10 protein-coding genes are annotated in these 12344 nt (G+C 37.8%); all 10 read left to right on the top strand.

Annotation, left to right across the window (positions count from 1 at the left end; all coding sequences use genetic code 11):
- The first annotated feature begins 35 nt into the window (after positions 1-35).
- The 10 genes from FN817_RS01050 (at position 36) to FN817_RS01005 (ending at position 12312) form a co-directional block, all read left to right on the top strand.
- On the top strand, positions 36-452 hold the full coding sequence (locus FN817_RS01050) for an IS1/IS1595 family N-terminal zinc-binding domain-containing protein (RefSeq protein WP_142716331.1): 417 nt from the start codon (positions 36-38) through the stop codon (positions 450-452).
- Between the two features lie 262 nt (positions 453-714).
- Complete coding sequence (locus tag FN817_RS01045; RefSeq protein WP_142716330.1) at positions 715-2094, top strand: porin; 1380 nt, start codon at positions 715-717, stop codon at positions 2092-2094.
- A gap of 190 nt (positions 2095-2284) precedes the next feature.
- Positions 2285-3865 carry an MFS transporter gene (locus tag FN817_RS01040; protein ID WP_142716329.1) on the top strand — a complete coding sequence of 527 codons (1581 nt, stop codon included), beginning with the start codon at positions 2285-2287 and terminating at the stop codon, positions 3863-3865.
- Positions 3866-3908: 43 nt separating this feature from the next.
- Complete coding sequence (locus tag FN817_RS01035; protein WP_142716328.1) at positions 3909-4136, top strand: DUF6814 family protein; 228 nt, start codon at positions 3909-3911, stop codon at positions 4134-4136.
- Between the two features lie 61 nt (positions 4137-4197).
- Positions 4198-4392, top strand: coding sequence for a hypothetical protein (locus tag FN817_RS01030; protein WP_047423800.1), 195 nt, complete (start codon positions 4198-4200; stop codon positions 4390-4392).
- Positions 4385-7087: an ATP-binding protein gene (locus FN817_RS01025; protein WP_394345028.1), complete on the top strand. Its 2703-nt coding sequence runs from the start codon at positions 4385-4387 to the stop codon at positions 7085-7087. The genes FN817_RS01030 and FN817_RS01025 overlap by 8 nt, the downstream gene beginning before the upstream one ends.
- Before the next feature lie 9 nt (positions 7088-7096).
- Positions 7097-7456: a response regulator transcription factor gene (locus FN817_RS01020; RefSeq protein ID WP_142716326.1), complete on the top strand. Its 360-nt coding sequence runs from the start codon at positions 7097-7099 to the stop codon at positions 7454-7456.
- Positions 7457-7612: 156 nt separating this feature from the next.
- Positions 7613-9499, top strand: coding sequence for an AMP-binding protein (locus FN817_RS01015; RefSeq protein WP_142716325.1), 1887 nt, complete (start codon positions 7613-7615; stop codon positions 9497-9499).
- 245 nt (positions 9500-9744) lie between these two features.
- Positions 9745-11652, top strand: coding sequence for an acetate--CoA ligase (acs, locus tag FN817_RS01010; protein WP_142716324.1), 1908 nt, complete (start codon positions 9745-9747; stop codon positions 11650-11652).
- Between the two features lie 294 nt (positions 11653-11946).
- Positions 11947-12312, top strand: a complete 366-nt coding sequence (locus FN817_RS01005) for a hypothetical protein (protein ID WP_142716323.1) — start codon at positions 11947-11949, stop codon at positions 12310-12312.
- Positions 12313-12344: the final 32 nt, after the last annotated feature.

The following is a 12344-nucleotide window of genomic DNA, read 5'->3' as shown; positions in this document are numbered from 1 at the left end:
CTAATTTATTATATATTTGCTAAAATAATATAGCTATGGAAAATATCTGTCCTAAATGCAACAGTACCAAGGTAGTAAAAAGTGGCATTATCAATGAAAAGCAACGCTTCCACTGCAAAGACTGCAACTATTATTTCACCGTTAAAAAACTGGGAAAACAGATTGATGATTATTATGTCACCAAAGCGCTTCAACTGTATCTGGAAGGCTTAAGCTACCGTGAAATCGAAAGAATTATCGGAGTTTCACATGTTACCATAAGTTCCTGGATTAAAAAATACAACATCACAAGACCTCCACATTCTGAATTTCATCCTGTTTATAGGATACTGAAACAAAATGAATTGATTGATTATATTGCACAGGAAGAAAACATTAAAAACTCAGGAATTATCATTACTCAGTTTGCTGACAAGTATATGCTGATCAAGTGGGAAAGGTTTAAGAAATAGTGCGGGATGCGAGGTGCGAGTTACGAGATTCGAGTTACGGGATGCGAGTTACGAGGTACAAGCCACCACATTTAATTATATCTCTAAATATCAAATACTTAAAAACCGATTAGATTAAAACCCCGGATCTCGAAACCCGAAACGTATGACATTAAACACTCCATGACTATACTATTACCACTAATATATATTAAATTTTCATAAACAAATTATTAATTACAATTTGGCATTCACAAAAAACAACGCCAAAAATTGATAATTTATGAAGAAATTACTTACATTTATTGGAGTAGCTTTAATCAGCGGTTCTGTGTACTCTCAAGGTTCTCCTGATTACGGCAATGGCCTAAAAATAAACCTCAACCCGGATGGGGATAAATTCGTCCGTTTTATTTTATGGGACCAGCTTTGGCTGAGAAATACCTCTATGAATCCCGGAAGTATGGTAGGTGGCGAGCCTACAGACAACTCCTGGAGCATAGGAAACAGACGATTACGTGCTTTAGCATATGCACAGGTCTCTAAAAGATACATGATTCTCCTTCATTTTGGGATCAACAATCAGACCTTCATCAATGGAGGAGCTACAGGCACATCAGGCACAGGAGGTTATGGAAACGGAAAGAAAACCCAGTTATTTTTCCATGATGCCTGGAACGAATATGCAGTTATTTTACCTGGAGAAGCGGGAAAATTCAGTTTATCTTTAGGCGCAGGTCTTCATTACTACATGGGACTTTCCCGTATGACGATGGCTTCTACACTCAATTTCCTCACCTTAGATTCTCCCGTTTTTTCATGGCCACTAATTGACAACTCTGACCAATTCGCAAGACAGCTGGGAATGTTTGCAAAAGGTAAATACGGAAAACTGGAATACCGTTTCAGTTTAAATAAACCTTTCGCCACAGATCTTGTTCCAGTAAATGTAACAGATCCATCAAAAGCTGTTGCGGTAGACAACAACGGAAATCCCAGTTTTTCAAAAGCAGGGTATGTGGAATATCAGTTCCTTGATGAGGAGTCGAATACACTTCCATACAAAGTGGGATCTTATCTGGGAACAAAGAAAGTCTTCAATGTAGGAGCCGGGTTCTATCATCAGGCAGATGGAACAAGAACTTCCGTAAACTCCAACATTGAAAAGCACGACATTACTCTTTTTGCCGTGGATGCTTTTGCAGATATTCCTTTGGGAGAAGCGAAAAACAAAATGGCCGTTTCCGCGTATGCCGGATATTATAACTACAATTTTGGTCCTAACTATGTAAGAAATCTGGGAACCATGAATATTGCGGCTTCAGATCCTAATTTTATCGGAAATAAAGCCATCGCAGGACCAGGAAACCTGCAACCGACCATCGGGACAGGTAATATTATCTACGCACAGGCTGGCTTACTATTACCAAGCCAGGCAGAAAAACCCAAAATCAGAATACAGCCTTTTGCAGCGTATACTCATAAAAGCTTTGAGGCTTTCGATAAATCTTCCTCTCAGTTTGATGTGGGAGCCAATTGGTTCATAGACGGACATCATGCAAAAATTACAACACAATATTCAACACGACCTGTTTATACAAGTCCTACCGAAAGCCCTTCTTCAAAAGGGGAATTTATTGTGCAATTTCAAATCTATCTTTAAAATTTGAACCATTAAGAACAGTAAAGTATCTAAGATAAGTTAAGCTCCATCAAAGATGGATAAAAGGAATACCGCTGAATAAAATAGTCTTAGATATAATCTTAATTATTCTTACCCCCTTAAAAGTCCTTAATGGTTTAAAAAAATTCAATGTAAAATCCTATTCCATTAACATCAAAAACTAATCAATATGAGCGAAAATCATCACGAAAGCTACGAAAATATGACCGACAGGCAGAAAAACCGCACGATATGGAGTGTGATCACTGCCTCTTCACTCGGTACCTTGATAGAATGGTATGACTTCTATATCTTCGGAAGTTTAGCCATTGTTTTAGCTACTAAATTTTTCCCCGCAGATAACCCTACCGCTGCATTTTTATCTACCCTGGCAACTTTTGCTGCCGGATTTGTAGTAAGACCTTTCGGAGCTTTATTTTTCGGAAGACTGGGTGATATCATCGGAAGAAAATATACTTTTCTTGTTACTTTACTGATCATGGGATTTTCAACTTTCCTGATCGGCTGTATTCCAAGTTATAAAACGATTGGATTTATGGCGCCGGTTTTAGTTTTAATTTTAAGATTGCTTCAGGGACTTGCCCTTGGTGGTGAATACGGAGGTGCCGCTACTTATGTTGCAGAATATGCCCAGCCTCACCGAAGAGGTTACTGGACTTCATGGATTCAGACTACTGCAACGGCTGGACTTTTCATTTCACTGATTGTTATTCTCATTACAAAATCAACCCTTTCGGCAGAAGAGTTTGACAACTGGGGATGGAGAGTTCCTTTCTGGATCTCGATTCTGATGGTTGCCGTTTCTTATGTCATCAGAAAGAACATGAAAGAATCTCCGCTTTTTGCTAAGGCTAAAAGTGAGGGAAAAACGTCTAAAAACCCTTTGAAAGAGAGTTTCGGGAACAGATACAATTTCAAGTTTGTATTATTGGCTTTATTCGGAGCGGCAATGGGACAAGGCGTAATTTGGTATACAGGCCAGTTCTATGCGATGAGTTTCCTTCAAAAGGTAATGAATGTAGAATCCGCACAGGTGGATTCACTCATGGCTACTGCATTATTTTTAGGAACACCCTTCTTTGTTTTCTTCGGATGGCTGTCTGATAAAATCGGAAGAAAAGCAGTAATGATGACCGGAATGCTGGTCGCTATTTTAGCTTACAGACCCATTTACGACAGTATGTTCAAGAGTGTAAATCTTGAAAGTAAAACCATTGCCGCCAATGGAATCACAGAAAAAAGAACGGCCAAAATCCACAGTGATATTGCTACAGACAGCCTGGTTACTTTCCATAAAGAAACTCTTTACACAGACGGCACTCTGATCAAAAAAGACAGCATTATTCACTGGTCGCCTGCAGGACCTGTTATAAAAGACGGAAAAGCGGAAGAACCAAAAATCTCCACTTCTGTAAAACTGAGTGATGACACCAAATGGTACCTGGTCTTCCTTGTATTTATCCAGGTAATATTTGTAACCATGGTGTACGGACCTATTGCCGCCTTTCTTGTAGAAATGTTCCCTGTGAGAATCCGTTATACATCAATGTCTCTGCCTTATCACATCGGAAACGGGGTCTTTGGAGGACTTCTTCCTGCAGTAGCAACTTATCTGGTCACTACCGGGAAAGAAGCAGGACATGCGACATGGTATCTTGAGGGACTCTGGTACCCGATTGGAGTCGCTACAGTATGTCTGATCATCGGATTGTTTTATCTTAAAAATAAGAACAATAATCTTCACGATTAAGTACTGAATCATTCAAATTTTTATTAATTTTAAAACTACTAAAATGAGCGGACTAAAAAAAATATTAGGTATTCTCTGGATCGCAATCGCGGTGATTGTGGGGTATTTCGGAATTACGGTATTGGGAATCCCAAAAATTACATCCGGGAAGCAGGAAGATCTGGTTTTCGGCATCATTATCCTTTTTGTACTGATGCCGATTATTTCAGGCGGAATGGCAATTTTCGGCTATTACGCCCTGAAAGGAGAATATTCTGACGATAAAATTTAAAAACAAAACTGATAATTGATGGATGTGCTATCCATCAATTATCTTTTATCAATAATCATTTATGAAAAAGAGACACGAGCAAAAACTTATCATACTGAGCGTGGGGCTTATGATCGCTTTCAGCATTCCTATTTCATTGCTTTTCAACAGTGAAAGGGAGGTTTTAGGCTATCCAATGATCCTTATCTACCTGTTCGTGGTCTGGATGATTTCCATTGTGATTTCTTTTGTAATTGTAAAAAGACATGATGAGTAGTTTCGCATTATTTTTTGTAGTCCTGTTCTACCTGGCACTTCTTTTCTTAGTTGCCCACCTGGCAGAGAAGAAAAAGAGTAAGCTGTGGATCAACAATCCTTACATCTATGCACTGTCTCTTGCGGTATACTGTACTGCCTGGACGTATTATGGAAGCATTGGCGTTGCAGCTACAAGCGGATTAAACTATCTCCCGATTTACATTGGTCCTATTATGATTATTCCGGCCTGGATCTACATCAACACACGGATTGTAAGAATTTCAAGAGTCAATAAGATAAGCAGTCTTGCCGATTTTATTTCACTGAGATATGGGAACAGCAGAAGTCTGAGTGCCATTATCACGGTAGTCTGTCTTCTGGCAGTTGTACCTTACATCGGGTTGCAGATCAAAGCCATTTCTGAAACCTTTCATTTGGTAACTGAAACGCCGATGTCGAAAGATATTATGACTGATAACGCTACTTTTGTAGTAGTTTTAATCGCCTTATTTTCATCTTATTACGGAACACGATATGTGGATGCTTCGGAAAAACGTCTGGGAATTATCTCAGCTATTGCTCTGGAAAGCTTTTTAAAACTATTCTTCATTATCATTCTCGGGCTTTTCGTTATTTATTTTGCCTTTGACGGATTTTCGGATATTTATGAGAAAGCCAGTAAGTTTAAAGATTTTAAAGAAAAAAATACATTCAATGGCATTGAAGGCGCTATGAACTGGATGATTTTATGTATGATTTCCGCAACAGCAATCTGTATTTTGCCAAGGCAGTTCCACACCGCTATTGTCGAAAACAGACAGGAAAAACATATTAAAACAGCGATCTGGTTCTTCCCTCTTTATCTTTTAATCTTCACTGTATTTATTTTCCCGATTGCCTGGGGTGGAAGGCTGATTTTTGATGGCCAGAATGTAAACCCGGAGTTCTATTCTATTCTGATTCCGCAGAATTTTGATAATACTTTGATCACTGTACTTGTTTTTCTGGGAGGATTGAGCTCATGTATTTCCATGATCATTATTTCCGCCATAACCTTATCCATTATGCTTTCCAATAACCTCATCATTCCCTATGGACTGCTTGGAAAACTAAAATCCGAAAGTGAGGAACAAAACACAAGAATCATTACCAATATCAGGAAAATCAGCATTTTCGGACTGATCATTATGGCTTTTGTCTTTTATAAATATTTCATTCTGAAAACATCCCTGGATTCTGTAGGATTGATCTCATTTGTTATTATTGCACAGCTGGCACCTGCCTTTTTCGGAGCTTTATTCTGGAGAAGAGGAAGTTACAAAGGCGCTGTTACAGGGCTTATAGCAGGATTGGTGATCTGTTATTTCGGATTGATTATTCCACAATACTATTTTTCATATAACCAGGAGTTCAAAGGGGCACTGAGAGACCTATATGATGCTTTCGGATTTTTCACCATTCCTTATCTTGGAAGAATTCCACAGATTTTCTTCTGGTCAATACTGGTCAATACAAGCCTGTTTACCATTGTTTCCGTAAGTTCCAAAGGGAATTACCGTGAAAGAAACTTTGCTGAATTGTATGTAGATATTGACAAATACATTCAAAATCATGAAAATGCTTTTATCTGGCGTGGAACAGCTTATATTTCGGATATTCAGAATATTCTTGAACGTTTTTTAGGTAAAAATAAGACAGAGCAGGCACTCCGTATTTTTAATTTAAAATATAATATTGATTCCAACACGGAAACCGCCGACTCAAGATTTATAAAATTTTCAGAAAATCTTTTGGCTGGAAGAATTGGTACGGCTTCGGCAAAAATATTAATTGAAGGCGTTACCAAAGAAGATAAAATATCTTTAAAAGAGGTTTTAAATATCCTCGAAGAATCCAAAGAAAACATCAGCTTAAATAAAAAGCTTACCGAACAGTCTGAAGAACTGCAAAAACTTTCTGATGATCTGCGAACCGCCAATGAAAGCCTGATTATCAAAGACCGCCAAAAAGATGACTTCCTGGACTCTGTTGCCCATGAACTGAGAACTCCAATCACCGCTATCCGTTCTGCAGGAGAAATCCTGGCTGACGATGATGATATTCCTCTCGATATCAAACAGGAATTTTTAAACAACATCATTACAGAATCTGACAGATTAAGTGAAATCATCAATGATATTTTGTATCTGGACAAACTACAGCATGGCGAAATCTCTCTACACATTCAGGAAAATAATATTATTGAAACGTATAAAAAAGCATTAAATCCGCTTCTTCATCTGATACAACAAAAAAATATTCATTTAAGTGAAGTTAATCTTCTGAATCAGTTTATATTTGAATATGACGAAGCGAGAATGATTCAGCTGTTTCAGAATATATGGGGCAATGCTTTAAAATTTACAGATGAACAGGGAACCATCCAGACCAAATTATTTGAAAAAGACCAACAGCTTACCATCAGTATTTTCAATACCGGCAAACATATTCCGGAAGAAGATCTTGAAATGATTTTTGACAAGTTTTATCAATCTAAAAACCAAAACATTATAAAGCCGACAGGAAGCGGACTGGGACTCGCCATTTCAAAAAAAATAGTCCAGGCACACGGAGGAAGTATAAAAGCTGAAAACAGTGGACTGGGTGTAACTTTCACCATAAACATTCCCGAAAAAACTAAAAAAGAGATTACAAATGAAGTTGAATACCATTAAAACCCTTGTATGAAAAAGATAATTATTGCGGATGACGAACACAAAATACTAATGTCGCTGGAATACAGCTTCAAGAAAAATGGCTATGACGTTTATATTGCCCGTGACGGTACGGAAGTCCTCGACTTTTTGAAAACAATGGTCCCGGATGTGATTCTTCTCGACATTATGATGCCGAATCTTGACGGATACAGCACTTTGGACCTCATCAAACAGGACGAAAAACTGAAAGACACCAAAGTCATCTTTCTGAGTGCCAAAAATAATCCCAGAGATATTGAGAAAGGCCTGGAAATGGGTGCTGATGCTTACGTTACAAAACCCTATTCAATCAAGAAGCTGATGCAGCAGATTGAAGAGATGTTTTAACGTGTAAAATTAAACCATTAAGATTCATATCATAAAGGGATTAAGAGTATTAAAAAATTGCTTCGCCCCGGCTTGCAGTTCATATCCTTGTCAAGGTTTAAAACCTTGACAAGGATAACAAAATACATAAAAAAAAACAAACACACGACTATTGACATGGATACTGATACATTATTTAAACAAAGCATAGAACATAAAGAAGACTTCTGGAAAAAACAGGCAGAAGAAATCAAATGGTTTGATTTTCCCTCACAAATTCTCTCTAAAGACGAAAATGACTACCCGCAGTGGTTTTCTGATGGAAAGCTCAATATGTGTTACTTATGTATCGACAAACATATTGAAGACGGATTCGGGAATCAGATGGCAATAATTTATGATTCTCCTGTCACCAATCAGAAGAAAACCTACACTTTCCATCAGGCAAAAGAAGAAATTTCAAAATTTGCAGGAGGGCTGGCTTCTTTAGGATTAAAAAAAGGAGATACAGCGGTTATTTATATGCCAATGATTCCGCAAACTCTTTTTGCGATGCTGGCATGCGCGAGAATTGGGGTTATTCATAATGTGGTTTTCGGAGGTTTTGCCCCCCACGAACTTGTGGTAAGGATTGACGACTGCAAACCTAAAGTTTTAATCACGGCAACTGCAGGAGTAGAAATTGCCAAAAGAATTCCTTACCTCCCGCTGGTTGAAAAAGCAATTGAACTGGCACAGGATAAAGTAGATCATATTGTTGTGTACAACAGAAGATTAGTAGATAATCAGGATGAAATGTTCGAAGGACTGATTGATTATGAAGAACTGGTTGAAAAATCAGCTCCGGCAGACTGCATTTCTGTGGAATCTACCCATCCTCTTTATCTTCTTTACACATCAGGAACCACAGGCAAACCCAAAGGTATTGTTCGTGATACCGGAGGTTATGCGACTGCCTTAAAATTTTCCATGACGTATGTCTACGGAGTGGAACCGGGAGAAACTTATTGGGCTGCTTCAGATTTCGGATGGGCAGTTGGCCATAGTTTTTCAGTGTATGGACCACTCATCAACAAAAATACAACGATTATTTTTGAAGGAAAACCTATCGTGACTCCGGATGCAGGAACATTTTGGAGAATCATTTCAGAATATAAAGTTTCAGTAATGTTTACTGCCCCTACTGCTATCAGAGCAATCAAAAAAGAAGATCCGAACGGAGAGCTGGTAAAAAAATATGATTTAACCCATTTCAAAAAGCAGTTTCTGGCAGGTGAAAGATGTGATGTGGCTACTCTGGATTGGTTTGCAGAACATATCGGAGTTCCGGCTATAGACCATTGGTGGCAGACAGAATCCGGATGGCCTATGCTTGGATTGCTGACTTATGATGAAAGTTATCAGATCAAAAGAGCTTCGGCAGGAAAACCTGTTCCGGGATATGACATTAAAATTTTTGATGAAAACGGACTGGAACTCGATCCTCATCATGAAGGCTATCTGGTGATCAAACTTCCCCTTCCCCCCGGTGCTATGCTTGGAATATGGAAAGATTATACACGTTTTGAAAACAGCTATCTGTCTCAGTACAAAGGCTACTATTTTTCAGGAGATGGTGCAATACAAGATGAAGACGGTTATATTTTCATCACAGGAAGAGTGGATGATGTGATCAATGTTGCGGGACACAGGCTTTCGACTTCTGAAATGGAGGAAATTGTTTCTTCACATCCGGATGTTGCAGAATGCGCTGTGGTAGGTATTGATGATGATTTAAAAGGACAGGTTCCTTTTGCTACAGTAGTTTTAAAGAATGGCTCAACCATTTCTGAAGAAGATGTTGAAAAGGATATCATTCAGATGGTCCGCAATAAAATCGGAGCTGTGGCTTTTCTGAAAAACACCATGGTTGTCAAACGTTTACCCAAAACACGATCCGGAAAGATTTTAAGGAAACTGATCCGGACTTTACTTGACGGAAAAGATTTTCAGATTCCTTCAACGATTGATGATGAGAAAATCATTGATGAAATTCAGGAAAAAATCAAGGAATACAGGGCTTAAGCCAGAAATTAAACATAAATTTAAATACTTATTTAAACTATTAAAAAATATTTGAACCATTAAGAGAAATAAAGGTATTAAGAAAAATTAAGTTCCATCAAAGATGGATAAGAAATACCTAAATAAATAGCTTCAGCTATACTCTTAATTATTCTAAACTACTTAAAGAAACTTAATGGTTTATTGTTCAAAAATTTAAAACATAAAAATATTTATCAATAAATAATCAAAAAAACGAAAGGGATATGAGAAATTACTTAATAGAAGATTTACCACAGTATTTTGAAGATTATAAAAAGTCTATCAAAAATCCTAAAAAATTCTGGGATAAGGTAGCAGATCAAAATTTCGTGTGGTACCAAAGATGGAGCAAGGTTGTTAAGTACGATATGAATGAAGCTAAAATCACCTGGTTTAAAAACGCGAAACTGAATATTACCAAAAACTGTATCGACAGACATCTTGCCGTAAGAGGAGATAAAACAGCCATCATCTGGGAACCCAATGATCCAAAGGAAGAAGCACAGCATATTTCCTACCAGGAATTATATACCCGTGTGAATAAAACAGCTAATGTTTTACATGATATGGGCATTAAAAAGGGAGACAGGGTGTGTATTTATCTTCCCATGATTCCTGAATTGGCTATTACCATGCTTGCCTGTGCAAAGCTGGGAGCAGTACATTCTGTGATCTTTGCAGGATTCTCAGCTTCGGCAGTTGCTTCAAGGGTAAATGATTGTGAAGCAAAAATGGTGATCACCTCAGATGGAAGTTACAGAGGAAATAAAGTTCTTGACCTGAAAAGTATTGTTGATGATGCTTTGGAAAAAACACCAACGGTTGAAAACGTTCTTGTTGTTAAGAGAACCCACAATGAGATTAAAATGAAAGAAGGAAGAGATCACTGGATGGCCGATCTTTATGAGAAAGCTTCTGCTGATTTCGTTACGGTAATTATGGATTCTGAAGATCCTCTTTTCATTTTATATACTTCAGGATCTACCGGAAAACCAAAAGGAATGCTTCATACCTGTGCCGGATATATGGTGTATACGGCTTATACATTCAAAAATGTATTCAATTATAAAGAAAATGATATTTATTGGTGTACTGCAGATATCGGATGGATCACGGGACATTCTTATATCCTTTACGGACCTTTATTAAATGGAGCTACCACTGTTATTTTTGAAGGCGTTCCTACCTATCCTGAACCGGACCGCTTCTGGGAAGTGATTGAAAAACATAAGATCACTCAGTTTTATACCGCTCCTACGGCAATCCGTTCTTTAGCGAAAGAAAGTGCGGAATGGGTAGATAAACATGACCTGAGCTCTCTGAAAGTCATCGGTTCTGTAGGTGAACCTATTAATGACGAGGCGTGGCATTGGTTCAATGACCATGTTGGAAAGAAAAAATGTCCGATCGTAGATACGTGGTGGCAAACCGAAACAGGAGGAATCATGATTTCACCGCTTCCTTTTGTTACCCCAACGAAACCTACTTACGCTACTCTCCCACTTCCAGGTGTACAGCCTGTTTTGATGGACGATAAACGAAATGAAATTACGGGGAATCAGGTGACCGGAAATCTTTGTATCCGTTTTCCATGGCCGGGAATCGCCAGAACGATCTGGGGTGACCATCAAAGGTATAAAGAAACGTATTTCACCGCTTTCCCTGGGAAATACTTTACAGGTGACGGTGCATTGAGGGATGAAGTGGGTTATTATAGAATTACAGGACGTGTAGATGATGTGATCATCGTTTCCGGACACAATCTTGGAACCGCTCCTATTGAAGACAGTATCAACCAGCACCCGGCCGTTGCAGAATCTGCTATTGTAGGCTATCCTCATGACATCAAAGGAAATGCACTATACGGCTATGTAATGCTTAAAGAATCCGGAGAAGGACGTGATAAGGAAAACCTGAAAAAGGAGATCAACCAGTTGATTTCAGATCAGATCGGACCTATTGCCAAGCTGGATAAAATACAGTTTGTTTCCGGACTTCCAAAAACGCGTTCCGGAAAGATTATGCGTAGAATCCTGAGAAAAATTGCTGAAGGTGACTTCAGTAATTTCGGAGACATCAGCACGCTTTTAAATCCTGAAATTGTAGAAGAAATCAAAAACGAAAGAATCTAAATGTATTCAATTTTTTAACCAATGAAAGCCCTGGAAGTTATTTTAGGGGCTTTTTTTTATTTTGTTTTAATATTTAATCAATGTGTACATCTTTCCTAAACACAGGAAGAATTTATTTTTCAAAAACCTACATTATCCAATTACTAAAATTAAACATCCGTTCAACAATTATTCTCAAATATTGCTCCAGTCTATTGAAAACAGAATGTTAATTAACAAATTATATTGCCTTAAACACAATGAAAATCAGAAAATTATTACTAACTTTAGTCATAACTTTAAAACCAATTAACTATGTCACATATATTAGCTGGACTATTTGATCATCACAGCGACTACAAAAAACTGGAAAGTGATCTTGAAAATTCAGGATTTGAAAACTCAGATTACATTGTGTACCTTAACAATGGTTCTCATAATTCCCAATATCTGGCAAGTGTTACCGTAAATGATATCAATCAGATTGACCTTGCACGGAATGCATTTATTCAGAATGCAGCATTGAAATCATACTTATTTGAAAACATGAATATCAATGAAGCGAATTATGATACCATTAAAAAGTATATTGACGCAAGAAACAGAGCTGAAATCCACAACAGCCCTGATATTAAAATCAAAACGTCAAGTGACGGTATGAATTCTGAAGTAAAATTCTAAACGATATAAAATCTAATAGCCGGAGATCCGTA

The sequence above is a fragment of the Chryseobacterium rhizoplanae genome (assembly GCF_900182655.1).
GTDB lineage: Bacteria > Bacteroidota > Bacteroidia > Flavobacteriales > Weeksellaceae > Chryseobacterium > Chryseobacterium rhizoplanae.
The sequence above is the reverse complement of the archived record's forward strand: the minus strand, read 5'-3'. Positions and strand labels throughout refer to the sequence as shown.

What these genes read in the sequence shown, in the direction of transcription:
- acs (WP_142716324.1), top strand. Translation starts at nt 9,745, where the DNA reads ATGAGAAATTACTTAATAGAAGATTTACCACAGTATTTTGAAGATTAT.
- FN817_RS01040 (WP_142716329.1), top strand. Translation starts at nt 2,285, where the DNA reads ATGAGCGAAAATCATCACGAAAGCTACGAAAATATGACCGACAGGCAG.
- FN817_RS01015 (WP_142716325.1), top strand. Translation starts at nt 7,613, where the DNA reads ATGGATACTGATACATTATTTAAACAAAGCATAGAACATAAAGAAGAC.
- FN817_RS01045 (WP_142716330.1), top strand. Translation starts at nt 715, where the DNA reads ATGAAGAAATTACTTACATTTATTGGAGTAGCTTTAATCAGCGGTTCT.
- FN817_RS01030 (WP_047423800.1), top strand. Translation starts at nt 4,198, where the DNA reads ATGAAAAAGAGACACGAGCAAAAACTTATCATACTGAGCGTGGGGCTT.
- FN817_RS01020 (WP_142716326.1), top strand. Translation starts at nt 7,097, where the DNA reads ATGAAAAAGATAATTATTGCGGATGACGAACACAAAATACTAATGTCG.
- FN817_RS01005 (WP_142716323.1), top strand. Translation starts at nt 11,947, where the DNA reads ATGTCACATATATTAGCTGGACTATTTGATCATCACAGCGACTACAAA.
- FN817_RS01050 (WP_142716331.1), top strand. Translation starts at nt 36, where the DNA reads ATGGAAAATATCTGTCCTAAATGCAACAGTACCAAGGTAGTAAAAAGT.
- FN817_RS01025 (WP_394345028.1), top strand. Translation starts at nt 4,385, where the DNA reads ATGAGTAGTTTCGCATTATTTTTTGTAGTCCTGTTCTACCTGGCACTT.
- FN817_RS01035 (WP_142716328.1), top strand. Translation starts at nt 3,909, where the DNA reads ATGAGCGGACTAAAAAAAATATTAGGTATTCTCTGGATCGCAATCGCG.